26 protein-coding genes and 1 riboswitch are annotated in these 25,436 nt (G+C 74.1%); of the genes, 18 read left to right on the top strand and 8 right to left on the bottom strand.

What is annotated here, in order from left to right:
• Positions 1–181 precede the first annotated feature (181 nt).
• On the top strand, positions 182–2,566 hold the full coding sequence (locus ACZ6ZN_RS25485) for a phosphoketolase family protein (RefSeq protein WP_469649738.1): 2,385 nt from the start codon (positions 182–184) through the stop codon (positions 2,564–2,566).
• A 72-nt stretch (positions 2,567–2,638) separates the two neighbouring features.
• Positions 2,639–3,277 carry a DedA family protein gene (locus tag ACZ6ZN_RS25480; protein ID WP_469649735.1) on the top strand — a complete coding sequence of 213 codons (639 nt, stop codon included), beginning with the start codon at positions 2,639–2,641 and terminating at the stop codon, positions 3,275–3,277.
• A 23-nt stretch (positions 3,278–3,300) separates the two neighbouring features.
• Here the strand turns inward: ACZ6ZN_RS25480 and ACZ6ZN_RS25475 are convergent, their stop codons facing one another.
• Positions 3,301–3,828: a gamma carbonic anhydrase family protein gene (locus ACZ6ZN_RS25475; protein ID WP_398108632.1), complete on the bottom strand. Its 528-nt coding sequence runs from the start codon at positions 3,826–3,828 to the stop codon at positions 3,301–3,303.
• 111 nt (positions 3,829–3,939) lie between these two features.
• Between ACZ6ZN_RS25475 and ACZ6ZN_RS25470 the strand changes: the two genes are divergently transcribed.
• Entirely contained in the window at positions 3,940–4,770 is an 831-nt protein-coding gene (locus tag ACZ6ZN_RS25470; RefSeq protein WP_469649732.1) for an acyltransferase, read from the top strand.
• A 29-nt stretch (positions 4,771–4,799) separates the two neighbouring features.
• Here ACZ6ZN_RS25470 and ACZ6ZN_RS25465 read toward each other — a convergent pair whose 3' ends face one another.
• A complete protein-coding gene (locus ACZ6ZN_RS25465) occupies positions 4,800–5,657 on the bottom strand; it encodes an EamA family transporter (RefSeq protein ID WP_451878079.1) in 858 nt (285 codons plus the stop codon).
• Positions 5,658–5,754: 97 nt separating this feature from the next.
• Here ACZ6ZN_RS25465 and ACZ6ZN_RS25460 point away from each other — a divergent pair, with 97 nt between their 5' ends.
• Both ACZ6ZN_RS25460 and ACZ6ZN_RS25455 read left to right on the top strand, forming a co-directional pair.
• On the top strand, positions 5,755–6,327 hold the full coding sequence (locus ACZ6ZN_RS25460) for an XRE family transcriptional regulator (RefSeq protein WP_369198341.1): 573 nt from the start codon (positions 5,755–5,757) through the stop codon (positions 6,325–6,327).
• Between the two features lie 43 nt (positions 6,328–6,370).
• The gene (locus ACZ6ZN_RS25455; protein ID WP_469649730.1) at positions 6,371–6,934 is read left to right on the top strand and encodes a YbaK/EbsC family protein; all 564 of its coding nucleotides are present in this window, start codon (positions 6,371–6,373) and stop codon (positions 6,932–6,934) included.
• 101 nt (positions 6,935–7,035) lie between these two features.
• On the opposite strand, the gene ACZ6ZN_RS25450 is transcribed toward ACZ6ZN_RS25455, so the two are convergent.
• Positions 7,036–7,446, bottom strand: coding sequence for a CoA-binding protein (locus ACZ6ZN_RS25450; RefSeq protein WP_451878081.1), 411 nt, complete (start codon positions 7,444–7,446; stop codon positions 7,036–7,038).
• A gap of 79 nt (positions 7,447–7,525) precedes the next feature.
• A riboswitch (cobalamin riboswitch) is annotated at positions 7,526–7,712 on the top strand.
• A 69-nt stretch (positions 7,713–7,781) separates the two neighbouring features.
• Between ACZ6ZN_RS25450 and ACZ6ZN_RS25445 the strand changes: the two genes are divergently transcribed.
• The 5 genes from ACZ6ZN_RS25445 (at position 7,782) to ACZ6ZN_RS25425 (ending at position 12,181) form a co-directional block, all read left to right on the top strand.
• Positions 7,782–8,807 carry an ABC transporter substrate-binding protein gene (locus ACZ6ZN_RS25445; protein ID WP_451878082.1) on the top strand — a complete coding sequence of 342 codons (1,026 nt, stop codon included), beginning with the start codon at positions 7,782–7,784 and terminating at the stop codon, positions 8,805–8,807.
• Positions 8,804–9,856 carry a FecCD family ABC transporter permease gene (locus tag ACZ6ZN_RS25440; RefSeq protein WP_469649725.1) on the top strand — a complete coding sequence of 351 codons (1,053 nt, stop codon included), beginning with the start codon at positions 8,804–8,806 and terminating at the stop codon, positions 9,854–9,856. Before ACZ6ZN_RS25445 ends, ACZ6ZN_RS25440 begins: the two co-directional genes overlap by 4 nt.
• A gap of 266 nt (positions 9,857–10,122) precedes the next feature.
• A complete protein-coding gene (locus tag ACZ6ZN_RS25435; protein ID WP_469649723.1) occupies positions 10,123–11,088 on the top strand; it encodes a DUF2382 domain-containing protein in 966 nt (321 codons plus the stop codon).
• Between the two features lie 317 nt (positions 11,089–11,405).
• The gene (locus ACZ6ZN_RS25430; protein WP_451878146.1) at positions 11,406–11,828 is read left to right on the top strand and encodes a phage holin family protein; all 423 of its coding nucleotides are present in this window, start codon (positions 11,406–11,408) and stop codon (positions 11,826–11,828) included.
• Positions 11,825–12,181, top strand: a complete 357-nt coding sequence (locus ACZ6ZN_RS25425; protein ID WP_469649721.1) for a DUF3618 domain-containing protein — start codon at positions 11,825–11,827, stop codon at positions 12,179–12,181. Before ACZ6ZN_RS25430 ends, ACZ6ZN_RS25425 begins: the two co-directional genes overlap by 4 nt.
• Positions 12,182–12,248: 67 nt before the next feature.
• Here ACZ6ZN_RS25425 and ACZ6ZN_RS25420 read toward each other — a convergent pair whose 3' ends face one another.
• On the bottom strand, positions 12,249–12,554 hold the full coding sequence (locus tag ACZ6ZN_RS25420; RefSeq protein WP_451878085.1) for a hypothetical protein: 306 nt from the start codon (positions 12,552–12,554) through the stop codon (positions 12,249–12,251).
• Positions 12,555–12,839: 285 nt separating this feature from the next.
• Here ACZ6ZN_RS25420 and ACZ6ZN_RS25415 point away from each other — a divergent pair, with 285 nt between their 5' ends.
• From ACZ6ZN_RS25415 to ACZ6ZN_RS25395, 5 genes are all read left to right on the top strand, one after another.
• Positions 12,840–13,550 (top strand): hypothetical protein, encoded by a 711-nt coding sequence (locus ACZ6ZN_RS25415; protein ID WP_469649719.1) that lies wholly within the window; start codon positions 12,840–12,842, stop codon positions 13,548–13,550.
• Entirely contained in the window at positions 13,547–14,107 is a 561-nt protein-coding gene (locus ACZ6ZN_RS25410) for a SixA phosphatase family protein (RefSeq protein WP_451878087.1), read from the top strand. Before ACZ6ZN_RS25415 ends, ACZ6ZN_RS25410 begins: the two co-directional genes overlap by 4 nt.
• 9 nt (positions 14,108–14,116) lie before the next feature.
• Entirely contained in the window at positions 14,117–14,743 is a 627-nt protein-coding gene (locus ACZ6ZN_RS25405) for a YigZ family protein (protein WP_469649717.1), read from the top strand.
• Between the two features lie 109 nt (positions 14,744–14,852).
• The gene (locus ACZ6ZN_RS25400; RefSeq protein ID WP_469649714.1) at positions 14,853–16,016 is read left to right on the top strand and encodes an exonuclease SbcCD subunit D; all 1,164 of its coding nucleotides are present in this window, start codon (positions 14,853–14,855) and stop codon (positions 16,014–16,016) included.
• Entirely contained in the window at positions 16,013–19,009 is a 2,997-nt protein-coding gene (locus ACZ6ZN_RS25395; protein ID WP_469649711.1) for an AAA family ATPase, read from the top strand. The genes ACZ6ZN_RS25400 and ACZ6ZN_RS25395 overlap by 4 nt, the downstream gene beginning before the upstream one ends.
• Before the next feature lie 6 nt (positions 19,010–19,015).
• Here ACZ6ZN_RS25395 and ACZ6ZN_RS25390 read toward each other — a convergent pair whose 3' ends face one another.
• Positions 19,016–19,462, bottom strand: coding sequence for an Lrp/AsnC family transcriptional regulator (locus ACZ6ZN_RS25390; RefSeq protein WP_398108618.1), 447 nt, complete (start codon positions 19,460–19,462; stop codon positions 19,016–19,018).
• 94 nt (positions 19,463–19,556) lie between these two features.
• Between ACZ6ZN_RS25390 and ACZ6ZN_RS25385 the strand changes: the two genes are divergently transcribed.
• On the top strand, positions 19,557–20,030 hold the full coding sequence (locus tag ACZ6ZN_RS25385; RefSeq protein WP_398108617.1) for a rhodanese-like domain-containing protein: 474 nt from the start codon (positions 19,557–19,559) through the stop codon (positions 20,028–20,030).
• 44 nt (positions 20,031–20,074) lie between these two features.
• A complete protein-coding gene (locus ACZ6ZN_RS25380) occupies positions 20,075–20,593 on the top strand; it encodes an immunity 21 family protein (protein ID WP_469649706.1) in 519 nt (172 codons plus the stop codon).
• A 16-nt stretch (positions 20,594–20,609) separates the two neighbouring features.
• Here ACZ6ZN_RS25380 and ACZ6ZN_RS25375 read toward each other — a convergent pair whose 3' ends face one another.
• Both ACZ6ZN_RS25375 and ACZ6ZN_RS25370 read right to left on the bottom strand, forming a co-directional pair.
• On the bottom strand, positions 20,610–22,301 hold the full coding sequence (locus ACZ6ZN_RS25375; protein WP_469649704.1) for a DUF885 domain-containing protein: 1,692 nt from the start codon (positions 22,299–22,301) through the stop codon (positions 20,610–20,612).
• A gap of 32 nt (positions 22,302–22,333) precedes the next feature.
• Entirely contained in the window at positions 22,334–22,825 is a 492-nt protein-coding gene (locus ACZ6ZN_RS25370) for an Lrp/AsnC family transcriptional regulator (RefSeq protein ID WP_398108614.1), read from the bottom strand.
• 59 nt (positions 22,826–22,884) lie between these two features.
• On the opposite strand from ACZ6ZN_RS25370, the gene ACZ6ZN_RS25365 reads away from it, so the two are divergent.
• Positions 22,885–24,102: a trans-sulfuration enzyme family protein gene (locus ACZ6ZN_RS25365; RefSeq protein ID WP_469649699.1), complete on the top strand. Its 1,218-nt coding sequence runs from the start codon at positions 22,885–22,887 to the stop codon at positions 24,100–24,102.
• Positions 24,103–24,111: 9 nt separating this feature from the next.
• Here the strand turns inward: ACZ6ZN_RS25365 and ACZ6ZN_RS25360 are convergent, their stop codons facing one another.
• Complete coding sequence (locus ACZ6ZN_RS25360) at positions 24,112–25,368, bottom strand: GNAT family N-acetyltransferase (RefSeq protein ID WP_469649697.1); 1,257 nt, start codon at positions 25,366–25,368, stop codon at positions 24,112–24,114.
• Positions 25,369–25,436 lie beyond the last annotated feature (68 nt).

The following is a 25,436-nucleotide window of genomic DNA, read 5'->3' as shown; positions in this document are numbered from 1 at the left end:
GGGGACCGGCGTGCGGGACGCCGCCACCGCCCTGGCCGGCGCGTGCCCGTGCTTACCGGGATGTTCTCGCCTGCACGGCCGCAGAGGCCGCGCGCAGACGGATCGCCGGGAGGCGCCGCGCATCGAACCGGCACAGACTGGTACTCCTCCTGAGGCCGCCGCAGAACCCAGGGAGTGACGCATGCCCGAGGCCCCGCGCCTGGACAGCAGGACGACACCGACCGACGAGGAGGTGCGCACCCTCGACGCGCACTGGCGCGCCGCCAACTACCTGGCGGCCGGTCAGATCTACCTCCTGGCGAACCCGCTGCTCACCGAGCCGTTGCGGCCCGAGCACATCAAGCCGCGGCTTCTCGGCCACTGGGGCACCTCACCCGGGCTCAACCTCGTGTACACCCACCTCAACCGCGTCATCAAGGCGCGCAACCTGGACGCCCTGTGCATCTGGGGGCCCGGCCACGGCGGGCCCTCCGTGCTCGCCAACGCGTGGCTGGAGGGCAGCTACGGCGAGAAGTACCCCGACGCGTCCCGGGACGCCCGGGGCATGGAGCTGCTCATGCGGCAGTTCTCGTTCCCCGGGGGAGTGCCCAGCCACGTGGCCCCGGAGGTGCCCGGCTCGATCCACGAGGGCGGCGAACTCGGCTACTCCCTCGCCCACGCCTACGGCGCCGCCCTCGACCACCCCAACCTGCTCGTCACCTGCGTGATCGGCGACGGCGAGGCGGAGACGGGCCCCCTCGCCGGGTCCTGGCACGCCAACAAGTTCCTCGACCCGGTGCACGACGGTGCCGTCCTGCCCGTCCTCCACCTCAACGGCTACAAGATCGCCAATCCGACCGTGCTGTCCCGGCTCCCCCGGGAGGAGCTCGACGCGCTGCTGCACGGTTACGGCCACGAGCCGATCCACGTCACCGGCGACGACCCGGCGACCGTGCACCGGGCCATGGCCGAGGCCATGGACGACGCCCTGGACCGCATCGCGCGGTTCCAGCGCGCCGCCCGCGAGGAGGGCGCGACGCAACGCCCGCGCTGGCCCGTGATCGTGCTGCGCACCCCCAAGGGCTGGACCGGACCGGCCGAGGTGGACGGCGACCCGGTCGAAGGCACCTGGCGGGCGCACCAGGTGCCCCTGTCCGGGGTCCGCGACAACCCCGAGCACCTGCGCGCGCTGGAGGACTGGCTGCGCTCCTACCGGCCCGAGGAGCTCTTCGACGCCGACGGCCGCCCGGTCGACGACGTCCTCGCCTGCGTCCCCGAGGGCACCCGGCGCCTGGGCGCCACCCCGTACGCCAACGGCGGGCTGCTCCTGCGCGACCTGCCGGTGGCGCCCCTGGACGACTTCGCCGTGCCCGTCGACAAGCCCGGCGCGACGCTGCACGAGCCGACCCGGGTCCTCGGCGACCTGCTCGCCCGCCTCATGCGCGACACCGCCGACCGGCGCGACTTCCGCCTGGTCGGCCCCGACGAGACGGCCTCCAACCGGCTCCAGGCCGTCGTCGACGCCGGCGGCAAGACGTGGCAGGCGGAGACGCTCCCCGTCGACGAGCAACTCGACCGGCACGGCCGGGTGATGGAGGTCCTGTCCGAGCACCTGTGCCAGGGCTGGCTGGAGGGGTACCTGCTCACCGGCCGGCACGGGCTGTTCTCCTGCTACGAGGCGTTCGTGCACATCGTCGACTCGATGGTCAACCAGCACATCAAGTGGCTGCGCACCTCCCGCCGCCTGCCGTGGCGCGCCCCCATCGCCTCCCTCAACTACCTGCTGACCTCGCACGTCTGGCGGCAGGACCACAACGGCTTCTCCCACCAGGACCCCGGCTTCGTCGACCACGTCCTCAACAAGAGCCCCGAGGCCGTCCGGGTCTACCTGCCGCCGGACGCCAACACCCTGCTGTCGGTCGCCGACCACGCGCTGCGCAGCCGCGACTACGTCAACGTGATCGTGGCCGGCAAACAGCCCTGCTTCGACTGGCTGACGATGGACGAGGCCCGGGTGCACTGCGCCCGCGGTGCCGGCACCTGGGAGTGGGCCGGCACCGAGGACGGCGGCGAGCCCGACGTCGTCCTGGCCTGCGCCGGGGACGTCCCCACCCAGGAGACCCTGGCCGCGGCCCACCTGCTGCGCCGGCACCTGCCCGAGCTGTCCGTCCGCGTGGTGAACGTCGTGGACCTGGCCCGGCTGCTGCCCCAGGAGGAGCACCCGCACGGGATGAGCGACTTCGAGTACGACGGGCTGTTCACCACCGACAAGCCGGTGATCTTCGCCTACCACGGCTACCCCTGGCTGATCCACCGCCTCGCCTACCGCCGCACCGGCCACCAGAACCTGCACGTGCGCGGCTACAAGGAGGCCGGCACCACCACGACGCCCTTCGACATGGTGGTGCGCAACGACCTCGACCGCTACCGCCTGGTCATGGACGTCATCGACCGGGTCCCCGGCCTCGCCGTGCGCGCCACGGCCGTACGCCAGCGGATGGCCGACGCCCGCACCCGGCACCACGCCTGGATCCGCGAGCACGGGACGGACCTGCCCGAGGTCGCCGAGTGGAGCTGGAACGCCTGAGCCGTCGGCGGCGTCCTCCAAGCCGGTAGGCTTCCCGGGGCACGCAGGGAGGCTCGGCGAAAGGAACCGGCGTTGCACGTCCAGGAATGGCTCGAAACCGTACCGGCGATCGCCGTCTACGCGCTCGTGGGAGTGGTCATCGGCCTGGAGAGCCTGGGCATCCCGCTGCCCGGGGAGATCATCCTGGTCTCCTCCGCGCTGCTCGCCTCCCAGCACGGTGACATCGACCCCGTCGTCCTCGGCGCCTGCGCCACGGCCGGCGCGATCATCGGCGACTCGATCGGCTACGCCATCGGCCGCAAGGGCGGGCGGCCCCTGCTGGCCTGGCTGGGCAGGAAGTTCCCCCGGCACTTCAGCGAGGGCCACATCGCCACCGCCGAGCGGTCCTTCGAGAAGTGGGGCATGTGGGCCGTCTTCTTCGGCCGCTTCGTCGCCCTCCTGCGCATCTTCGCCGGCCCCCTCGCGGGCGTGCTGCGCATGCCGTACTGGAAGTTCCTGATCGCCAACGTCCTGGGCGGCATCGTCTGGGCCGGTGGCACGACCGCCGTCATCTACTACGTCGGCATCGTCGCTGAGTCCTGGCTGAAGCGCTTCTCGTGGCTGGGGCTGGTGGCGGCGGTCCTGGTGGGCCTGACCTCCATGCTGGTCATCAAGCGCAAGGCGAAGAAGGCAGGCCAGAACCTGGAAGCGACCGGGGCGCCGACCTCCTAGGGACGCCGCGCCCCCCGTCCCGCCTACGCGTGCGCGTCCCGGTGGGCCTTCGCCAGCTCGGCGTACATCGTGCCGTTCAGGGTGACGCCCTGCCGCTCCTCCTCGGACAGCTCCCGCCGGACCTTCGCGGGCACCCCGGCCACGAGCGAACCGGGCGGCACGACCATCCCCTGCGGCACCAGCGCCTGGGCGGCGACCAGGGAGCCCGCACCGATCACCGCCCCGTTCAGCACCGTCGCCCCCATGCCGACCAGGCAGTCGTCCTCGACGGTCGCGCCGTGCACCACCGCGTTGTGCCCGATGCTGACCCGCTCACCGATCCGCACGGGGAAACCGGGGTCGGCGTGCAGGGTGCAGTTGTCCTGGACGTTGCTGCTCGCGCCGACGGAGATCTCCTCCACGTCGCCGCGCACCACGGCCCCGTACCAGACGCTCGCCCCGGCGCCCAGCGTCACGCCCCCGATGACAGAGGCCGTGGGCGCCACGAACGCCGTCCCGTCGATCTCCGGTTCCCGGCCGCCGATCCCCATGACCATCGCCCGCTGTGCCATGCCCGCCTCCACTGACGTCGTTGCCGATCCGCACCGTACGCCACGCCGTGGGGCGAAGATCACAGGCCCTCTCCGTCATGGGGGCCGACCCGGCTGAGTACGGTGACTTCCGTGCCGAAGCGCAAGAACACGTTCTCATCCTGGCGGCGGGGCCTGACGCAGCGCGCCGTCCACGCGGGCTGGGCCTGGCTCCAGCGGACGGCCTCGGTCACCGCCGAGCACCCCGGCCGGTACCGCTTCGGCGCGATGGGGACGGGCACGAGGCTCGCCTTCCCGCTCGGCACGGTCTTCGGCGAGCCGTGGATCCGCCTCGGCGCCCACTGCATCATCGGCGAGCAGGTCACCCTCACCGCGGGCCTGATGCCCGACCTCGACCTCGGTCCCGACCCGATCCTGCGGATCGGCGACGGCGTGGTCCTCGGCCGCGGCAGCCACGTCATCGCGGACACGACGGTCACCATCGGCAGTGACTGCTACTTCGGGCCCTACGTCTACGTCACGTCCACGAACCACTCCTACGACGACCCGCACCAGCCGATCGGCAGGCAGTGGCCGCGCATGGAGCCGGTGGAGATCGGGCCGGGCTGCTGGATCGGCACCGGCGCGGTGATCCTGCCCGGCGCCCGGATCGGCCGGAACGTGGTGGTGGCGGCGGGCGCGGTCGTCCGGGGCGCCGTGCCGGACCACTCCGTCGTGGCGGGCGCGCCGGCCCGCGTCGTACGCCGCTGGACCCCCGGCGACGGCTGGCAGCCGCCGCTGCGCACCCCGGCGCCGGTGCCCATCCCGGAGGGGGTCACGCCGGAGCAGTTGCGGGCGCTGTCGGAGCTGGACGAGGAGAGCGCGGCGCGGTTGGCCCGGCTGGACGAGGAGAGCGCGGCGCGGCCGGCCCGGCTGGACGAGGAGGCCGCGGCCGGACTCGCGGAGCTCGAACCGGGCTCCTGAGCCGCACGGCGGGCCGGCCGCCCGCGGGCTCAGCCCGAGGCCAGCAGGACCGTACCGACCAGGGCCAGTCCGGCGCCCGCCGCCTGGACCGCCCGCAGCCGCTCGCGCAGCACGCCGCGCGCGGCCACCGCCGTCACCACCGGGTAGAGCGAGGCGAGCACGGCCGCCACCGTGACCGGCCCCTGCTGGGCGGCGATCGAGTAGGTGCCGTTCGCGGCGACGTCCGCCAGGCCCACGAAGGCGAGGGCGGGCAGGGCGTGCCAGGGGAAGCCGTCCGCCGGGAGCGCGGGGGCGCCGCGCCGCACCGAGACGTACAGGGCCGCCCCGCCCGCGGCCACGTTGGTCACCCGCTGCACGAACAGGGCCAGGAACAGACCGGTCAGAGTGTGCGACGCCTCGGCGATCAGGGCCATCACCGCGCCGAACCCGAAGGCCGCGAGCAGGGTCAGGGCGATGGCCTGGCGCTGCACGGGCGCGCCGCGGAACTGCGGCCCGCCGGCGAGGCAGATGCCGGCGACCGCGACGAGGATCCCGACGAACTGCAGCAGGCCGGGGCGTTCGCCCAGCACCAGTCCCACCCCCACGGGCACGGCCACGCCGATCGAACCCAGCGGCGAGACCACGCCCATCGGCCCGAGGGCCAGGGCCTTGTAGAAGGCCAGCATCGCCACCGGCCCGACCAGCCCGGCGGCGACGGCGAACCACAGCTGCGGCCCGGCCTCGCTCCAGCCGCCCGTGGCGACGACGACCGCACCGAGGACGACGACCGCGATCGACTGCGAGACCACGACCACGGTGAGCGCGGGCGTGCGGCGGGTCAGCAGTCCGCCGCCGAAGTCGGCCAGGCCCCAGAGCAGGCTGGTGGCCAGGGCGAAGAGCGCTGTCATGGAACGGATGCCTCGCAGTACAGTTCAGTGGACGATCAGGTCAACCACACCATAGTGCAGCTCGCTGAACTATGTCATACAGAATATTGGACGGAACGTGTCGGACCTCGACCTCCTGACCCAGTCCCTGGCGCGCAGCGTCAAGCACTGGCGCGCGGTGCGCGGCTTCACGCTGGACGTGCTCGCCGCCCGCGCCGGAGTCAGCCGCGGCATGCTCATCCAGATCGAGCAGGCCCGCACCAACCCCAGCCTGGGCACCGTCGTGAAGATCGGTGACGCGCTCGGCGTCAGCATCACCACCCTCCTGGACTACGAGCAGGGCCCGAACGTCCGCGTCGTCCCCGCCGAGCAGGCCGTCCGGCTGTGGCACACCGACGCCGGCAGCTACAACCGGCTGCTCGCCGGCACCGAGGCCCCCGGGCCGCTGGAGATGTGGGACTGGAGGCTGATGCCCGGCGAGAGCAGCCCCTCCGACCCGCACCCGGCCGGCACGACCGAACTGCTGCACGTCACGGCCGGGGAGCTGACGCTCACCGTCGACGGGGCCGAGCACCGGGTGCCCGCCGGCGCCAGCGTCCACTTCGAGGCCGGCGTGCCCCACACGTACGGCAACACCGGGGACGTGCCGATGGAAATGGTCATGGCCGTCTCGGTGCCGCCCGTCTCCTGAGACGCCCGGGCGGCGGGCCCCGCGGTGTTGTTAGCGTGCGGCCATGCGCGCACCCCTCGGACACTTCGACGACGCCCGGCCCGCCCCCGCCTGCCTCGACGAGCTGACCGTCCCCGTCGCCGACGCCGTACGCCACTGGCAGGGCAGCGTCCCCGCCGACCGGATCGTCTACGTCGAGACCGACCCCGCCTGGGCCGACACCGCGACCTTCGTGGAGCACTACGGGCAGGACCTGCTGGAGCGCTCCGCCAACTGCGTGGTCGTCGCGGGCAAGCGCGGCGGCGGGACCACGCTCGCCGCGTGCGTCGTGCTGTCCACCACCCGGGTCGACGTCAACGGCGTGGTCCGCCGCCGACTGGGCGCCCGCAAGGCCTCGTTCGCCGCGATGGACACCGCGACCGGTGAGACCGGCATGGAGTACGGCGGCATCACCCCGATCGGGCTGCCCGCCGACTGGCCCGTCCTCGTGGACGCGGCCGTGGTCGACCTGCCCTACGTCCTCGTCGGCAGCGGCCGGCGCCGCGGCAAGCTGCTGGTCCCGGGCAAGGCCTTCGCCGAACTGCCGGGCGCCGAGGTCGTGAAGGGCCTCGGAGCTCCCGTTCCGTAGCGCGCCGCCGCGTCCGGGCACTGCTCGGCGAAACGCCCGCGTCTCCGTCTCCGGCACCGAGCGGTCCACCGAGGCCGCCTACAGCGCGGCGACGGCCCTCGTCACCGCCCCAGTCGGGGGATCTCGATGGCCGGGCAGCGGTCCATCACCATCTCCAGACCCGCCGCGCGGGTCCGTTCGTACGCCGCCTCGTCGACGACGCCGAGCTGGAACCAGACACCCTTCGCGCCCTTGGCGACGGCCTCGTCCGCGACCGCGCCGGCCAGGTCGCTGTTCACGAAGACGTCCACGACGTCCACCTCGAAGGGGATGTCCGCGAGGCTCGCGTACCCCTGCTCGCCGTGCACCGTCTCCGCCTTCGGGTGCACCGGCACCACGCGCTTGCCGAAGTGCTGGAGCGTCGCGGCCACGCCGTACGCGGCACGCTGCCGGTTCGACGACAGGCCCACCACGGCCCAGGTGTCGCCGAGTTCGGTGAGAATCCTGCGGACCGCTGCCTCGTCGCCGTACACCGGTGACCTCCTCGGGAGTCGCAAAGGAACTGTTCCCGGTCAACGGCCCGGGCCGCCCGGTGATTCCCCGGCACCCCCGTGATAGCTTGCCGAAGCCAGTCGAACCCATGTACGTGGGTCAGGGAATCCGGTGCGAACCCGGAACTGACGCGCAGCGGTGAGGGGGACGGGCGGGGCCTCGGCCACTGGACGCACCGCGTGTCCGGGAAGGCGCCCCGATCCGGACGAACCCGAGTCCGAAGACCTGCTGGCGGCCCCCGCGGCCGACGCGGCGGGGGAGCACCGTACGACCGGGCTCCGCGACCGAGCCCTCGACGACCGAGGACTGGTTCCCCGTGCCCCTCGCCCGACCCGCCCGCGCGGCCGCCCTGCTCGCCGTCTGCTCCCTGCTCCTCGCCGGTTGCGGCGGCACGGAATCCTCCGGCCGCCATGACGGGAAGACAGCCGTCACCCTCCGCAACTGCGGACACGAGGTCCGCGTGGAGTCCCCGCCGCGGCACGCCGTCTCCCTCAACCAGGGCACCACCGAGATCCTGCTCTCCCTCGGTCTCGCCGACCGCCTCGCCGGCACGGCCACCTGGACCGACCCCGTGATGAAGGGGCTCGAGAAGGAGAACGCCGAGGTGCCGCGGCTCGCCGACAACAACCCCTCCTTCGAGCGGGTCCTGGACGCCGACCCCGACTTCGTGGCCGCCTCGTTCGTCTCCACCCTCGGCAAGGGCGGCGTCGCCACCCGGGAACAGTTCGAGAAGCTCGGCGTCCCCACCTACGTCTCCCCGTCCGACTGCGCCGGCAAGGACAACAACTCCGGCGGCGACGGCTCCCGCGGCAAGCCCCTCGGCATCGGCACCGTCTACCGGGAAGTGCGCGACCTGGCCACGGTGTTCGGCGAGCGGGAACGCGGCGACCGGCTCGTGGTCTCCCTGCAACGGCGGATGGACAAGGCCACCGCGGGCCTCGACGCCTCCCGGGTCACCCTCCTGTACTGGTTCGCCAACTCCGACTCGCCCTACATGGCGGGCTGCTGCGGCGCGCCCGGCATCATCACCCGGGCCCTCGGCGCGCAGAACGTCTTCGACGACACCCACGACGAGTGGCCGCAGATCAACTGGGAGACGGTCGCCGACCGCGACCCGGACGTCCTCGTCATCGGCGACCTGACCCGTAAGTCGCAGACCGCCGAATCGGCCGCGAAGAAGATCGCCTTCCTGGAGTCCAACCCGGTCACCCGGACCATGGACGCCGTCCGCCACCGGCGGTACGTGTTGCTCAGCGGGCAGGCCATGAACCCGACCATCCGCACGGTCGAGGGAGTGGAGCAGGTGGCCGCGGGGCTGCGCCGGTTCGGGCTGGCCGGGTGACCGCCCCGGATCCGGCCGGCCCCCGCGTCCGCCCTCGCCGCGCCGCCGGGCTCGCGCTGGGCGCGGCCGGAGCCGTGACCCTCGTGGTCTCGGTCGCCGCGGCCATCACGATCGGCCCCGCCGACATCGGCGTCGGGGACGTGTGGTCGGTCGTGGCCGCCCATCTCGGCCTCGGGGAGTCCGGGCTGACGCCCGTGCGGGACGGCATCGTCTGGCAGCTGCGGCTGCCGCGCACCCTCCTCGCCGCCGTGTGCGGGGCCGGACTCGCCGTGTGCGGGGCGGTGATGCAGTCGCTGCTGCGCAACCCGCTGGCCGACCCGTTCGTGCTCGGGGTGTCCTCCGGCGCCTCGACGGGAGCGGTCGCCGTCGTCGTGCTGGGCGTCGGCGGGGGTGCCGTGTCGGTGTCCGCGGGCGCGTTCCTCGGCGCCCTCGTCTCCTTCGCGCTCGTGCTGCTGCTCAGCCACACCCTCGGCGGCACCACCGACCGGGTCGTCCTCGCGGGCGTGGCCGCCATGCAGCTGTTCTCCGCCCTGACCTCGTTCGTCGTGATGACCTCGGCCGACGCCGAGACGACCCGCGGCGTGCTGTTCTGGCTGCTCGGCTCGCTCGGCGGCGCGGGCTGGACCGACGTCCGGCTGTGCCTCGCCGCACTGGCCGTCGCCCTGACGATGTGCCTGGGGTACGCCCGTACGCTCGACGTCTTCGCCCTCGGACAGGACACCGCCGCCGCCCTCGGGGTCTCCGTGGCCCGGACCCGCCTGGTACTGCTGTGCGTCACGGCCCTGCTCACGGCCGCGCTGGTCAGCTCCGCCGGGGCCATCGGCTTCGTCGGGCTGGTCCTGCCGCACGCCACCCGGGCCCTCACCGGCCCCGGCCACGTCCGGCTGCTGCCGGTCACGGCCCTGGCCGGCGCCGTGTTCCTGGTGTGGGTCGACACCCTCGCCCGGACCGTGCTGGACCCCCAGGAGGTCCCGGTGGGCGTCGTGACGTCGCTCGTCGGGGTGCCGGCGTTCGTGGCGGTGCTGTACCGGACACGGAGGGTGCGATGAGCGGCCCGGACCGCCCCGGCGCCGCACGGAGTCCGGCTGCGGCGATCAGGTCTCCAGCCGGACGAGAAAACCAGTGGGAACGAGCTGTGTGTTTCCCGGCATAACGGACACCCGGAGGTGGTGACGGCATGGGCCGCCTCAGGAATCGCGGGCGGTATCGCTGTTCGATCCGGCGTGGACGGACCGTCCTCCCCCCTGACTTGTACGCGGGGTGGTGCGCCGGACAGTCAGCCAGCACGCGACAAGCATGAAGGGGTGAGGTCTGCATGATCACCCGTGAACAGATCCCGACCGTGATGGATCACCCGGTCTACGACGCCGACGGCGACAAGATCGGGGAGGCGAAGCACGTCTTCCTCGACGACGTCACCGGCCAGCCCGAGTGGGTCAGCGTCAAGACCGGCTTGTTCGGCACCAACGAGTCGTTCGTGCCCATCCACGACGCCTCAGTCGTGGAGGACCACCTTGAGGTGCCCTACCGCAAGGCCGAGGTCAAGGACGCGCCCAACGTCGATGTGGACGCAGGCGGCCACCTCTCCGAGGACGAGGAGCACCGCCTGTACGAGCACTACGGCATCGACTGGGACACCGCCTGGCAGCAGACCCACGAGTCCGGCACATCCGGCCAGGGCGGCTGGGCCCGCACGGGCACCGGCCAGACCACCCACAGGTCCGGCTACGCCGACACCGGGGAAGCGACCGGCATGCCCGACCACACCGGCACCGGTGGCGACATGATGGGCGGGCACGGCCGTGCCGATGCCGGGGAGACCATCGGCAGGCCGGATGCCGACATGGCGGAGACGACCGGCACGTCCCGAGCCGGATACGCGGACACCGCCGCGAGCGGTGACGACGCCATGACGCGCTCGGAGGAGCGTATGCACGTCGGCGTGGAGCGCCGTGAGGTGGGCCGGGCTCGACTGCGCAAGTACGTCGTGACCGAGGAGGTGCAGAAGACCGTGCCGGTGCGCCGGGAGGAAGTGCGTGTCGAGCGCGAGCCGATCACGGACGCCAACCGGGATGCTGCCCTGTCCGGACCCGACATCACCGAGGCCGAGCACGAGGTCACCCTGCACGAGGAGCGGCCGGTGACCGAGACCGAGACGGTGCCGGTGGAGCGGGTGCGGATGACCACCGATGAGTACACCGACGAGGAAACGGTGCACGGTCAGGTCCGCAAGGAGCACATCGACACCGAAGGGGTCGACGAGGACCGCCACGAACGGTAGTGGCCCTCGCCCTCATTGCGTGCCGGCCCGCCCGCTGTAGCGCGAGCGGGCCGGCACGTGGCTCGCCGGCCGGAACGGCCGAAGTCCTCCAGCCGATGCCTGCGTGTCGTCGCCGCGCGGCGGGCGCCGCATGCCCGGCAGTCCCGCCTGCCGTTCCCGCACGACGTTCCGACCAACCGCCGGTTGCTGGAACGCGCGCGTTGATCGGTGGCCTGAGCCGCTGTTCCTGGGTACTCGCGTGAACACCGCCGACGAGTCCGAAGCTCACCGGTGCGGATCGGACCAAGAGAGGGACGAGGGTGATCGTCGTGTCGACCATGCAGCCACCCCCTGCCGGAAGCAGAGCCGGCCAGGGCGGCGACGAGCCGGTGGGCGAGCTGGTGCAGCGTGCCTCGCAGCAGCTGACCGACCTGGTGCGCGGCGAGATGAAGCTCGCACAGGCGGAGATGAAGGAGAAGGGCAAGCGCTACGGCAAGGGCGGCGGCCTGTTCGGTGCCGCCGGCATCGTGGGGTTCTTGATGCTGCAGGCGCTGGTCGCCACCGCGATCGCCGCCCTGGCGGTCCCGCTGCCCGTGTGGGCCGCGGCACTGATCGTCACCGCGGTGCTGGGGGTGATCGCCGCGATCATGGCCCTGAGCGGAAAGAAGCAGGTTCAGCAGGGTGCTCCGCCCACCCCGGAGAAGACGATCGACAGCGTGAAGGCAGACGTGGCCGAGATCAAGGAGAGTGCACAGCGATGACCCGACCGTCCCAGGACGAGCCCACCGCCTCGAACCCGCATCAGGTGCGCGACCAGGTCGAGCGCACTCGTCAGGAGCTCGGTAGGACGGTCGAGGCCCTGGCGGCCAAGACCGACATCAGGGGCCGCGCCCAGGAAAAGGCAGCCGAGGTCAAGGAGCAGGCCGCTGCCAAGGCCGGCGAGCTGAAGGCCGAGGCCGTCCGGGCCACCTCCCGGGTGCAGGACAAGCTGCCCGACCCGGTCCGCGCCCAGGCGGTCCGCGGCACCCGACTGGCGCGGGACAACCGCACCGTGCTGCTGGCCGCCGCCGGTGCCGGTGTCGCGTTGTGGCTGCTGTGCCGCACGAAGAGGTGAGCCGGGTGAAAACCCTCGAAGTCGCCTTCAGCCGGCCGGTCTTGCTTCGGGGGCCCTGAGCGGTGGCTCAGTCCTCGAACTCGAATTCCGGGACGAATGTGACGTCTCTGCCGGTCCGTACACGGTAGAGGATCCGGAGCCCCTGGGGCCCGAGTGCGCGAATCGTGCCCCAGGGGATGGTCTGAGAGGCCAGGAGGCCGGTGAAGTTGGGATTGTCCTCGATCAGGTCGAGGTTGACGCCGTTCTTGCGACGGCTGAGCGTCAAGGTGTCACGGGGCTGACGGATCTCCACGGTGCACTGCTTCGCGACGGAGAGGTGGAGTTGCTCGATCCCGCTCGCTCCGATGGTGGCACTTCTATCCCGGACGGCCATGACGGCACCTCACTTCATGTGTGCTCGTCGCCAGAGCCGCGACAAGCTGCCTTGGCGCAGCACCGTAGGGGACGCTTCGCGCGATCCGGCACCGGATCGCCGACCAACGGCGAAGCTCCCCCGTCCGGCGCGGCGGGGGAGGCAGCGAGGAGGCCCTGGAGCACCTGGCCGCCGGCAACGACCGTCGTCGCGCAGGAGAGCCTCCATCTCGCGGCGATGCACCGTGCGCCGAAACGCCGTCCGGAACACGTCGCACGGGGCCGCCGACCGGCCTAGGCTCGCCCTGTGCTGCGCATCATCGACGCCCGTACCGGCGAGCCGGCCGAGGCCGCCCCGGCCCACCGCGGACCGACCCTGGTCCGGGCGCACGCCGCCGGCTCCGCGCTGACGGACCTGCGCGTCCTGCTCGTGGCCGATCTGCTCGTCCGGGCCCTGGAGATCGGGGGCTGCGTGGCGTCGGCGTGGCTCGACGGCGGGCCGTTCCAGTCGGAGCTGCGGGCCGGTGCCGCCGCGCTCGGCATGCGGCCCTTCGAGGCCGGACCCGACGCAGGGGTCAGGGGCACCCGGGTCGTCCATGTCGCCGCCGACGGCGGTTTCGAGCCGGACGGGCCGCGCATCGCGGTCGCAGCGGCGAGCGGCCCCGGCCCGGCGGGCCTCCCCGACCCGGCGGCCCTGCGCCTGGCCCTGCTGACCCGGCACCACGGCACCCCCGTCCACGTGGGGCCGGCCGCTCTCCAGGAGGCGGACGCCACGCTCACGCGCTGGCGCGAGGCGGTCGCCCGCTGGGCCCGCAGCCCCTCGCGCCCGGTCCCCGAGGACGTGCGCCGGCGGCTGCGCGAGGCCTGGGAGCACGACCTCGGCCTCCCGGCGGTGCTGGACGAACTGCGCCGGGTGGAGACCGGGCCCGAGGTGCCGGACGGGGCCCGTTTCGAGACCTACGCCCACGCCGACCGCCTCCTCGGCCTCGACCTCACCGCCGGCCTGGGATCCTCGTGATCGACCGTGCGGGAGGAGGCCCGCTGCGCCGCCTGGTGCTGCTGCGGCACGCCAAGTCCGCCTGGCCCGTGGACGCCGCCGACCACGAACGCCCCCTCGCGCCGCGCGGCCGCCGGGACGCCCCCGCCGCCGGGCGTGCCCTGGCCGAGGCGGACTGCCTGCCCGACCTCGCCCTGTGCTCCACCGCCGTGCGCGCCCGTGAGACGTGGGACCTGGCCGCCGCGCAATGGGGCACACCACCGCCCGTCCGGCACGACCGGCGGCTGTACGCCGCCGGGCCCCAGGGCCTGCTGAACGTGATCCACGAGGTGCCCGCCGAGGTGGAGACGCTGCTGCTGATCGGGCACAACCCCGGACTGGAGGATCTGGTCCTGGCCCTCGCCGGGGACGGCCTCGACGACACCCTGGAGCGGGTCCGCACGAAGTTCCCGACCGCGGCGATCGCCGTCCTGTCCTGGCACGGCACGGCCTGGCACGCCCTCACCCCCGGAAGTGCGCTGCTCACCGCGGTGACCGTCGCCCGGGGCGACAGGAAGCACCACGGGCCGCACGCATAGGCTGGCCGGATGCAGGACGAATACCGCACGGTCGCCCGCGCGGCCGTGCACGAGACCGAGGTCAACCGCTCCCGTTTCCTGTGCGCCCTCGCCCCGGCGGCCACCGAGCAGGAGGCCCAGGAGTTCATCGCCGCGGTCCGCAAGGAGCACGCCGACGCCAACCACAACTGCTGGGCCTACGTCATCGGCGCCGACGCCTCGGTCCAGAAGGCGAGCGACGACGGCGAGCCCGGCGGCACCGCCGGTCTTCCCATGCTCCAGATGCTCCTGCGCCGCGACATGCGCTACGTCGTCGCCGTCGTCACCCGCTACTTCGGCGGCGTCAAACTCGGCGCGGGCGGGCTCATCCGGGCCTACGGCGGCGCGGTCGGCGAGGCCCTGGACGCGGTCGGCACCCGCACCCGCCGCCGGTACCGCCTGGCCACGGTCACCGTCGACCACCAGCGCGCCGGGAGGCTGGAGAACGACCTGCGCACCACCGGACGCGGGGTGCGCGACGTCCGGTACGGCGAGGAGGTCGACCTGGAGATCGCCCTCCCGGACGCCGACCTGGACGCCTTCCGGGCCTGGCTCGCCGACGTGACCTCCGGCACGGCCCGTCTCGAAGAGGGCGGCGAGGCGTACGGCGACGCCTGAGGACATGGGACGAAGCGGACGTTAACGGGTCACAACGCGCCTGCTGATGCCGGGCGATACGGGAGTAAGCACCCGTGATGTCGGCACCGGCGGTTAGTCTCGGGGGATCATGAGACTCCTGCACACGTCCGACTGGCACCTGGGCCGCTCCTTCCACCGGGTCGACATGCTCGGTGCCCAGGCCGAGTTCGTCGGGCACCTCGTCGCGACCGTGCGGGAGCGGGCCGTGGACGCGGTGGTCGTGTCGGGAGACGTGTACGACCGGGCGGTGCCGCCGCTCGCCGCGGTCGAGCTGTTCGACGACGCCCTGCACCGGCTCGCCGCCCTCGGTGTGCCCACCGTCATGATCTCCGGCAACCACGACTCGGCCCGCCGGCTGGGCGTGGCCGCCGGGCTGATCGACCGGGCCGGCATCCACCTGCGCACCGAGCCGTCGGCGGCCGGCACCCCGGTGGTGCTGGCCGACGCCCACGGCGACATCGCTTTCTACGGACTGCCCTACCTCGAACCGGCCCTGGTCAAGGACGAGTTCGGTGTGGAGAAGGCCGGGCACGAGAGCGTGCTCGCCGCCGCCATGGACCGCGTCCGCGCCGACCTCGCGGGGCGGGCGCCCCGCACCCGCTCCGTCGTCCTCGCCCACGCCTTCGTCACCGGCGGGCAACCCAGCGACAGCGAGCGCGACATCACCGTCGGCGGAGTGGCCGCCGTGCCCGCCGGGGTCTTCGACGGCGTCGACTACGTGGCCCTCGGGCATCTGCACGGCTGCCAGACCCTCACCGACCGGATCCGCTACTCCGGCTCCCCGCTGCCGTACTCCTTCTCCGAGGCGGACCACCGCAAGAGCATGTGGCTGATCGACCTGGCCGCCGACGGCACGGTCGGCGCCGAGCGCGTCGACTGCCCCGTGCCGCGTCCCCTGGCCCGCATCCGCGGCACGCTCGACGACCTGCTCGCCGACCCGGGTCTCGCCCGGCACGAGGAGGCGTGGGTGGAGGCGACGCTCACCGACCCGGTCCGCCCGGCCGACCCCATGGCCCGGCTCACCGAGCGCTTCCCGCACACCCTCAGCCTGGTGTTCGACCCCGACCGCGAGCGGGAGGAGGGCGAGGAGTCCTACGCCCGGCGCCTGGCCGGACGCAGCGACCAGCAGATCGCCGAGGACTTCGTCGCGCACGTGCGCGGCACCGGGCCCGATCCGCACGAACAGCGCGTGCTGGGCGACGCGTTCGACGCGGTCCGCGCCGACGACACCGTGCGGGAGGTGGCCCGGTGAGGCTGCACCGGCTCACGGTCACCGCGTTCGGGCCCTTCGGCGGCACCCAGAGCGTCGACTTCGACGACCTGTCGGCCGCCGGCCTGTTCCTGCTGCACGGACCGACCGGCGCGGGCAAGACCTCCGTCCTCGACGCCGTCTGCTATGCCCTGTACGGCTCGGTCCCCGGTGCCCGCCAGACGGGCGGCCAGGGCACCGGCCTGCGCAGCGACCACGCCGCGCCCGCGACCCGCACCGAGGTGAGCCTCGAACTCACCGTCGCCGGACGCCGCCTGGAGGTCACCCGCCAGCCGCCCTGGGAGCGCCCCAAGAAGCGCGGCACCGGCACGACCGTCGACAAGGCCCAGACCTGGCTGCGCGCCTACGACGCGTCCGCCGGCGTCTGGAAGGACCTCAGCCGCTCCCACCAGGAGGTCGGCGAGGAGATCACCCAGCTGCTCGGCATGAGCCGGGAGCAGTTCTGCCAGGTCGTGCTGCTGCCCCAGGGCGACTTCGCGCGGTTCCTGCGCGCCGACGCCGAGGCTCGCGGCAAGCTGCTGGGCCGCCTCTTCGACACCCGTCGCTTCGCCGACGTCGAGAAGCGCCTGGCCGACCGCCGCCGCGCCACCGAGACGCGGGTGCGCGAGGGCGACGCCGAGCTGCTGGCCGACGCCCACCGGATGCAGCAGGCCGCCGGCGAGGCCCTGCGGCTGCCGGAGCTGACCCCGGGCGAACCCGGGCTGGCCGAAGCCGTGCTGGGCGCCGCGGCCGTGGCCCGCAGCACCGCCCGCGAACAGCTCACCGTCGCCGAGTGCACCCTCGCCGCCGCCGAGTCCGCGCAGACCGCCGCCACCCGCGCCCTGGACGCCGTGCGCGAGCTCGCCCGGCTGCAGCGCAGGTTCGCCGAGGCGCGGCAGCGGGCGGCGCGGCTGGAGGAGGGGGCCGGGGCGTTCCGGGAGGCGCAGGCACTCATGGAGCGGGCCCGCAAGGCCGAGGGCGTCGCCCCCGCCCTGGACCTGCGGGAGGCCGCCGAGGCCGCACACCACCGGGCGGCCGCCGCCGAAGCGCGCGCCCGCGCCCTGCTGCCCGCCGACTTCGCCGACGCGGGCGCGTCCGGTCTCGCCACCGCCGCCCGCCGCGCCGCCGAGGAACTGGGCGGACTGGACGCGGCCCGCCGCGCCGAACGCCGGCTGGCCGAACTCCACGACGAACGCACCGGCCTGGACCGCCAGGAGCGCGCCGACGCCGACCTCCTCCAGGAGGCCGAGGCCTGGCTCGACGGCTGGGAGGAGGCCCGCACGGCCCTCCAGACCCGCGTGGACCACGCCCAGCGGGCCGCCGCCCTCGCCGAGCAGCTCGCCGTGCGGCGTGAGCCCGCCCGGCAGCGGCTGGCCGCGGCCCGGCTGCGCGACCAGCTCGCCGGGGACACGGAGGAGGCCGTCGAACAGGTCCGCACCGCGCAGGAGGAGGCGCTGCGGGCCAAGCAGCACTGGCTGGACCTGAAGGAACAGCGGCTGGCCGGCATCGCCGCCGAACTCGCCGAGAGCCTCGCCGACGGCGAACCCTGCGCGGTGTGCGGCGCCACCGAGCACCCCGCCCCCGCCCGCAAGGTCGCCGGGCACGTCGACCGCGAGGCCGAGGAACGCGCCCTCGCCGCACACCAGCGCGCCGAGGAGCAGCGCGCCGAGCACGAACGCCGCCTCGGCGTCGTCCGGGAGGCCCTGGCCGCCGCCACCGCCGAGGCCGGTGACGCACCCACCGCCCGGCTGGCCGCCGAGGCGGAGGAACTGGAGGAGCAGTACGCGCGGGCCCGCGGCGCCGCCGCCGAACTGCACTCCGCCCAGGAGAGGCTGCGCCAGGCCGGGCTCGAGCACGAGCGGCGCGTCGCCGCCCGGCAGGAGGCCGCCGTCCGGGCCGCCTCCCGGGTGGGGCACCGGGAGCGCCTCGACCGTGAGCGCACCGCCCTCCAGGAGGAACTGGACCGGGCGCGGGGCGCTGCGGAGAGCGTCGCGGCCCGCGCGGCGCAGCTGGAGCGGCGCACCGCACTCCTCCAGGACGCCGCCGACGCCGTCCGCGCGGCCGCGGACTGCGCCCAGCGCCTGAAGGAGGCCGACGCCCGGCTCGCGGACGCCGCCTTCCGCGCCGGCTTCGAGACCCCGCAGGCCGCGGCCGCCGCCCTCCTCGACGACGCCGCCCACCGGGAGCTGCAGCGGCGGCTGGACGCCTGGCAGCACGAGGAGGCAGCCGTCCGGGCCGTCCTCGCCGAGGCGGACACCGCCGACGCCGCCGCGCGGCCGCCCGCCGACGTGGCCGCGGCGCAGGAGACCGCCGACCGGGCGGCCCGACGTCTGCGCGACGCCGCCTCCGCCCACGACGCCGCCCGGAGGCGCTGCGCCGAACTCGACCGGCTGTCCGCCCGCGCGCAGGCGGCGGTTCGCCGACTGGCGCCGCTGCGCGAGCAGTACGACCGGGTGGCCCGGATGGCGGGCCTCGCCGCCGGCACCTCGGCGGACAACAAACGCCGGATGCGCCTGGAGTCGTATGTGCTGGCGGCCCGGCTGGAGCAGGTCGCCGCCGCCGCGACCGTGCGGCTGCGCCGCATGTCGTCCGGCCGCTACACCCTCGTCCACTCCGACGACCGCACCGGGCGCGGCCGCAGCGGTCTCGGACTGCACGTGGTCGACGCCTGGACCGGCCGCGAACGCGACACGGCGACGCTCTCCGGCGGCGAGACCTTCTTCGCCTCCCTCGCGCTCGCCCTCGGCCTCGCCGACGTCGTCACGGACGAGGCGGGCGGGGTGCGGCTCGACACCCTCTTCATCGACGAGGGCTTCGGCAGCCTCGACGACCAGACCCTCGACGAGGTGCTCGACGTCCTCGACTCCCTGCGCGAGCGCGACCGCAGCGTCGGCATCGTCAGCCACGTCGCCGACCTGCGACGGCGGATCCACGCCCGGCTGGAGGTCGTCAAGGGCCGCTCGGGATCGGTCCTGAGGCAGCGGGGCGCCGGCTGAGGCCGGTCAGCGGCCCAGAGCACGCCGGGGGAGCGGCGAGGAGTAGACGACGCTCGTGGTCACCGACCCCAGCGCGCCGATCTTCCCGGACACCTCCTCCAGGTGGCGCATGGACCGCGCCGTGACCTTGATGACGAAGCAGTCGTCGCCCGTGACGTGGTGCGCCTCCAGGATCTCCGGCGTGACGGCGACCAGGTCGTGGAAGGGCTTGTAGTTGCCGGTCGGGTACCTGAGCCGGACGAACGCCAGGATCGGCAGCCCCAGCCGCTCCGGGTCGACGACCGCCGTGTAGCCCCGGATCACCCCGGCCTCCTCCATGCGGCGCACGCGCTCGGTGACCGCGCTCGCCGACATCGACACGGCCCGGGCCAGCTCGGCGAAACCGGCCCGGCCGTTGTGCTGGAGGACGTCGAGGATGCGCCAGTCGGTGCTGTCCGGGGAATAGTCGGTCATTCCCGAGGAATAGCAGGGGAATCCCCGGCGGATCAAGGCCGGGGCCGGGGATCACTCCTTCAACGGGCGGGTCGGGGTCCGTAGGTTCTTGTCCATGACCACCACCGTGAATCCCGTCCTGCGGGTCGCGCCGGCCGCACCGGCGCAGGCCGCCGCGTACTTCGGGGCCGCCCTCGCCTTCCACACCGACGTGTCCGACGTCTCCGCCGCGCTCGCGGCGGGCGGGGACCCGGGCTTCGTCCTCGTCGACTCCCGTGCCACCCGGGCGTGGGAGCAGGGGCACGTCCCCGGCGCGCTCCACCTGCCGACCGCGCTCGTCCGCGAGCAGGCCGCCCGGCTCCTCGATCCGTCCGTGCCCGTCGTCACGTACTGCTGGGGCCCCGGCTGCAACGGCGCCACCCGCGCCGCGCTCGCCCTCGCCGAACTCGGCTACCGGGTCAAGGAGATGCTCGGCGGCTTCGAGTACTGGGTGCGCGAGGGCCTGGCGTTCGAGACCCGCGGCGGCGCCGTCCACCGGGACCCCGACCCGCTGACGGCCCCCGTGGACGCGGACGACTGCGGCTGCTGAACCCCCGTCCACGCCCAGGTGTTGACCCTGTAGGTTCGTGCGCCATGGTGCGATACGCGGAACCGGGCGTCGTGGAGTGGGTGGAGTCGGGCGGCGGGCCGCTGATCGCGGTTCCCGAGACCGTCCTGCCGTTCTGGGCGGGCGCCGACGGCGAGGAGACGGCCTCGGACTACGACCGGGCCTGCGAGGTCGACGGGCAGGCCGGGCTCCTCCCGGTCGGCGACGGCACCGCCCTCGTCCTGGGCGACGAACCGGCCGCGACGGCGTACCTCCCCGGCCACGGCCTGTTCGTCCGCTGGTGCGCGGCCGACTCCGAGGAGGAGCTGCTGGCGAGCCTCCCCTCGGCGGCCGCGACGGCCGAGTGGGGGCCGGAGCTGGCCTGGAGGGTGCCCGGCCCCGTCCGTCTCTTCGACGCCGCCTGGCCCGGCACCGGCCTCACGGACGCCGACCAGGTCCGGGTCGCCCTGCGACCCGGCACCTACGCGGTCAGCGCCGCGCGGGTCCAGCCGGGCCAGGAGACCTGGCTGGACCTCGTCCGGCTCCGGTTGCGCACGCCGAGGTGACCCCCGGGCGGGGGGCCTACAGCCGGGACAGTTCGTCCACCAGGTCGTCCAGCCCCAGCGACCCCTGCGACAGCGCCGCCATGTGCCACGCCTTCGCGTCGAACGCGTCCCCGTGCCGCTTGCGGGCGTTCTCCCGGCCCAGCAGCCAGGCCCGCTCGCCCAGCTTGTAGCCGATGGCCTGCCCGGGCATGGACAGGTAGCGGGTCAGCTCGCTCTCCACGAAGTCGGCCGGGCGGCTGCTGTGCGAGCCGAAGAACTCCTGCGCCAGCTCCGGCGTCCAGCGCTCGCCGGGGTGGAACGGCGAGTCGTCCGGGATCGTCAGCTCCAGGTGCATGCCGATGTCGATGATGACGCGCACCGCCCGCATCATCTGCGCGTCCAGGTAGCCGAGCCGGCGCTCCGGGTCGGTCAGGAAGCCCAGTTCGTCCATCAGCCGCTCCGCGTACAGCGCCCAGCCCTCGGCGTTGGCGCTGACCATGCCGACGCTCGCCTGGTAGCGGGAGAGGTCCTGCGCCACGTGCTTCCACTGGGCCAGTTGCAGGTGGTGGCCGGGCACGCCCTCGTGGTACCAGGTCGACACCAGGTCGTACACCGGGAAGCGCGTCGCCCCCATGGTCGGCAGCCAGGTGCAGCCCGGGCGGGAGAAGTCGTCCGACGGCGGCGTGTAGTAGGGGGCCGCGGCGCTGCCCGGAGGGGCGATGCGCGACTCGACCCGGCGCACCCGCTCGGCCAGGTCGAAGTGGGTGCCGTCCAGGGCGTCCATCGCCTCGTCCATCAGGCCCTGGAGCCAGTTTCGGACCTCGTCGACGCCCTCGATGTGGGTGCCGTGCCCGTCGAGGTGGGCCAGCGCCTCCCAGGGGGTGGCGGCACCGGGGAGGATCTTCTCGGCCTCGCCCTTCATCTCGCCCAGCAGGCGGTGGTACTCGGACCAGCCGTAGGCGTACGCCTCGTCCAGGTCGAGGTCCGTGCCGTTGTACTGGCGCACCCAGCGGGCGTACCGCTCCCGTCCCACCACGTCCGGGGCGCCCTCGACGGCCGGTGCGTACACGTCCCGCATCCAGTCCCGCAGCCCGGCGACCGCCTCGGTGGCGGCCCGGGCGGCCGTGTCGAGTTCGGTCCGCAGGGACTCGGGGCCCGCGGCCGCGTACCCCTCGAACCAGCCGCGCCCCGAGCCGTCCGTGTCGGCCCACTCGCCGAGCTGCCCGACGAAGGTGGCCGTGGCGCGCGGCCCGCCGTACAGCTTGCGCTCCAGGCCCAGCGCCAGGGACTCCCGGTAGCCCTCCAGCGCGGCCGGGACCCCGCGCAGCCGCTCGGCGATCGCCGCCCAGTCCTCCTCGCTCTGCGCCGGCGTCACGGTGAACACCTGCCGCACCGCGTGCGCGACGGAGCTCAGGTTGCTGACGGAGCGCAGGCTCTCGTCGGCCTCGTGCACGGCGAGTTCGGCGGTGAGCCGCTCACGCAGCAGCCGCCCGCAGCGGCGCTCGATGTCGCTGTCCGCGCCGGGCCGCCGCTCCGCCTCGTCCAGCCGGGCCAGCGTCCGGCGGGCCAGCTCCGCCAGCGCCTCCTGGCCGGCGGGCGAGGTGTCGGGGAGCCGGTTCGAACTCGCCTTGTCGCCGAGGAACGTGCCGGTGATCGGGTCGAGGGCGACGAGCTCGTCGACGTAGGCGTCGGCGACCTCTCGGGGAAGCGCGCTGGTGATCTCAGACATGCGGTCCATCCTGGTACGGCGGACCGCCCGCGTCACGCGGATTGAGCCGAGGGCGAAGGCGGCAGCAGCGGGCCGCACGCCCACTCCTGGAAGATCAGCCGCGTCTCCACCCGCGCCACCTCCCGCCGCGCGGTGAACTCGTCCAGCACGAGCCGCTGGAGGTCCGCCATGTCGGCCACCGCGACATGGACCAGGTAGTCGTCGGGGCCGGTCAGGTGGAAGACGGTCCGGGACTCGGGCAGCGCGCGGATCCGCTCCACGAACGGGCCGACCAGCTCCCGCCGGTGCGGCCTGACCTGCACCGACAGCAGCGCCTGGAGGCCCCGCCCGAGCTTGGCCGGATCCAGCTCCAGCCGGTGCCCGAGGATCACCCCCGAGCGCCGCAGCCGGGCCACCCGGTCGAGGCACGTCGACGGCGCCACCCCGACCTGTGCGGCGAGATCCCGGTAGGTGGCCCGGGCGTCGTTCTGCAGCAGCCGCAGAAGATGGAGATCCACCGGGTCCAGTACGACAGATTCGGCCATCGGCCGAACGTAGCACGGGTTCCGCCCCCTCCGACCCGGCCGGTGTTCACCCTTCCGTCATGGACACAGCGAGCATGGGCGCCTACGACGACGTACGCACCGCACCGCGAGCACTCGCCACCGAGGCCGTGCACGCCGGCCGGGACGATCTCGCCCGGCAGGGGCTGCACGCCCCGCCGATCGACCTGTCCACGACCTACCCGTCGTACGACAGCCGTGCCGAGGCGGCCCGGATCGACGCCTTCGCCGCCACCGGCGCGGAGCCGGACGGACCGCCCGTCTACGGGCGGCTCGGCAACCCGACCGTGGCCCGCTTCGAGACCGCCCTGGCCCGGCTGGAGGGCACCGAGGCGGCGGTCGCCTTCGCCAGCGGCATGGCCGCGCTGAGCGCCGTCCTCCTCGCGCGCGGCGCGGCGGACCTGCGCCACGTCGTCGCCGTGCGCCCCCTGTACGGCTGCAGCGACCATCTGCTGACCGCCGGGGTCCTCGGCTCGGAGGTCACCTGGACGGACCCGGCCGGAGTCGCCGACGCGCTGCGCCCGGACACCGGGCTGGTGATGGTCGAGTCGCCGGCCAACCCGACGCTCACCGAGGTCGACCTGCGGGCCGTCGCCCACGCCTGCGGCTCGGTGCCGCTGCTCGTGGACAACACCTTCGCCACACCCGTCCTCCAGCGCCCGGCCGAGTACGGGGCCCGGCTGGTGCTGCACAGCGCCACCAAGTACCTCGGCGGGCACGGCGACGTCCTGGCCGGCGTCGTCGCCTGCGACGAGGAGTTCGCCGGGAAGCTGCGCCAGGTGCGCTTCGCCACGGGCGGGGTCCTGCACCCCCTGGCCGGCTACCTGCTGCTGCGCGGCCTGTCCACGCTGCCGGTGCGGGTGCGCGCCGCGTCCGCCACGGCCGCCGAACTGGCCCGCCGCCTCACCGCCGATGCGCGGGTGGCCCGGGTGCACTACCCGCGCATCGGCGGCGGCATGGTCGCCTTCGAGGTGCACGGCGACCCGCACGAGGTCATCGCCGGGGTCCGCCTGATCACCCCGGCCGTGAGCCTGGGCAGTGTGGACACCCTCATCCAGCACCCGGCGTCCATCAGCCACCGCATCGTCGACGCCGACGACCGCCGGGGCGCCGGGGTCGGCGACCGGCTGCTGCGGATGTCCGTCGGCCTGGAGGACGTGGAGGACCTCTGGGCGGACCTGGACCGGGCGTTGTCCGGCGCGGCCGGTGCCGCGGGGAGCCGCACGCACGGGCGGCACACCCCCGTCCCCGCCCTCTGACCGGCGGCCCTACGGTGCGGAGGTGCTGCCCAGTTCCTCCGCACCCGCCGGCACGGCCCCGGCCAGCCGCGCCGTGATCACCAGCGTGCCCTCCTCGACCTGATAGTCGAGGGGGAGCCCGAGCCCCCGCATGGCCGCGACCATCGCCGTGTTGGACGCCTGCGTCACGGCGTACACGCTGGAGCAGCCCGCCTCGACGGCCATGCCCACCAGCCGGGCCAGCAACTGCGTGCCCACACCCCGCCGTTGCCACGCGTCCTCGACGATCAGCGCGACCTCCGTCTCGTCCCCGTCCCAGAGCAGGTGACCGAGGCCGACGATCCGGCCGGAGGCCGTCCGCACGGCGAGGGTGCGGCCGTGCCGGGGGCTGAGCAGATGGCCGAGGTAGCGGTCCGCGTCACCGACGGGCCCGTGGTAGCGCAGTCGCAGCGTCCGCGGCGAGCAGCGCTCGTGCATCGCCCGGGCCGCCGGCAGGTCCCTCGGGTCGGCCCGCCGCACGGTGATGTCGCTGCCCTCGGCGAGAGTGAGCACGTCGGCGCCCTGCGGCACCCGCGGGCCGAGCCGGGCGTCCAGTTCCACCAGGGCCCTGGCCCGGGCGAACTCGGTCGGGGTGAAGGGCAGGTACGGCCGCTCCACGGTGATCGTCCCGCCCTCCGGGGAGCGCAGCCGCAGCACGGTGCCGTCGAGGGCCCCTTCCACCGGCGAGGTGGCCGGCGCGCGGTCGCCGCCCGCCGGAGCGGGCCGGGAGCGGATCGTGCACCGGCCCAGCAACTGCCGGAGCGCCAGCGGCAGTTCCGCGGCGTCGAGGGCGGTGCGCGCGGCGAGCCCGAGGACCCGGGTCGGCGCGTCGACCAGGTCGTGCGCGTCGGCCCGTTCCAGCCAGGTGTCGGCGCCGCCGGCCGATCTCACGGCCGCGGAGAGGTCCGAGGCGAGCAGCTCGGCCGGGGCCCGCAGCAGGAGTTCGTCCACCGTGCCCTCGGCCAGCGGGTGGGTCTGGAGGCTGATGATGTCCACCCGCTGCGCGGCGAGGGCCGCGCACAGGGCGGCCAGGGACCCCGGTTCGTCCTGCACCGTGGTCCGCATCCGCCACAGGGTGTCCGCCCCCGGCACCTGCTGCGGTGCCGGGGACCCGGTATCACTCGTCGGCGGGGCGTGTCCGTGGCGGCGACTGAAGCGTCCGCGGAAGGCCGCCCCGGCCCGCTGCCATGCCGTCGTGGTGCGGTGGTCGTCGTTGCGGTTCGTCGGTTCGTTCGCTTCGCGCGTCATGCACCCACTGTGACGGAACGGTGTTGCGCGGTCGAGAACGGATTGTGACCGGCGGGTAAAGGCGCCAT

The sequence above is a fragment of the Streptomyces sp. NPDC053665 genome (genome assembly GCF_055585285.1).
This window is presented reverse-complemented; position numbering and strand designations above follow the sequence as displayed.

Excerpts from the sequence above, each read along its gene's own strand:
- ACZ6ZN_RS25485 (WP_469649738.1), top strand. The coding sequence starts at position 182 with ATGCCCGAGGCCCCGCGCCTGGACAGCAGGACGACACCGACCGACGAG.
- ACZ6ZN_RS25375 (WP_469649704.1), bottom strand. The coding sequence starts at position 22,301 with ATGTCTGAGATCACCAGCGCGCTTCCCCGAGAGGTCGCCGACGCCTAC.
- ACZ6ZN_RS25430 (WP_451878146.1), top strand. The coding sequence starts at position 11,406 with ATGCAGCCACCCCCTGCCGGAAGCAGAGCCGGCCAGGGCGGCGACGAG.
- ACZ6ZN_RS25455 (WP_469649730.1), top strand. The coding sequence starts at position 6,371 with ATGCGCGCACCCCTCGGACACTTCGACGACGCCCGGCCCGCCCCCGCC.
- ACZ6ZN_RS25385 (WP_398108617.1), top strand. The coding sequence starts at position 19,557 with ATGACCACCACCGTGAATCCCGTCCTGCGGGTCGCGCCGGCCGCACCG.
- ACZ6ZN_RS25400 (WP_469649714.1), top strand. The coding sequence starts at position 14,853 with ATGAGACTCCTGCACACGTCCGACTGGCACCTGGGCCGCTCCTTCCAC.
- ACZ6ZN_RS25425 (WP_469649721.1), top strand. The coding sequence starts at position 11,825 with ATGACCCGACCGTCCCAGGACGAGCCCACCGCCTCGAACCCGCATCAG.
- ACZ6ZN_RS25370 (WP_398108614.1), bottom strand. The coding sequence starts at position 22,825 with ATGGCCGAATCTGTCGTACTGGACCCGGTGGATCTCCATCTTCTGCGG.
- ACZ6ZN_RS25420 (WP_451878085.1), bottom strand. The coding sequence starts at position 12,554 with ATGGCCGTCCGGGATAGAAGTGCCACCATCGGAGCGAGCGGGATCGAG.
- ACZ6ZN_RS25465 (WP_451878079.1), bottom strand. The coding sequence starts at position 5,657 with ATGACAGCGCTCTTCGCCCTGGCCACCAGCCTGCTCTGGGGCCTGGCC.
- ACZ6ZN_RS25390 (WP_398108618.1), bottom strand. The coding sequence starts at position 19,462 with ATGACCGACTATTCCCCGGACAGCACCGACTGGCGCATCCTCGACGTC.
- ACZ6ZN_RS25360 (WP_469649697.1), bottom strand. The coding sequence starts at position 25,368 with ATGACGCGCGAAGCGAACGAACCGACGAACCGCAACGACGACCACCGC.
- ACZ6ZN_RS25380 (WP_469649706.1), top strand. The coding sequence starts at position 20,075 with ATGGTGCGATACGCGGAACCGGGCGTCGTGGAGTGGGTGGAGTCGGGC.
- ACZ6ZN_RS25405 (WP_469649717.1), top strand. The coding sequence starts at position 14,117 with ATGCAGGACGAATACCGCACGGTCGCCCGCGCGGCCGTGCACGAGACC.
- ACZ6ZN_RS25475 (WP_398108632.1), bottom strand. The coding sequence starts at position 3,828 with ATGGCACAGCGGGCGATGGTCATGGGGATCGGCGGCCGGGAACCGGAG.
- ACZ6ZN_RS25365 (WP_469649699.1), top strand. The coding sequence starts at position 22,885 with ATGGACACAGCGAGCATGGGCGCCTACGACGACGTACGCACCGCACCG.
- ACZ6ZN_RS25435 (WP_469649723.1), top strand. The coding sequence starts at position 10,123 with ATGATCACCCGTGAACAGATCCCGACCGTGATGGATCACCCGGTCTAC.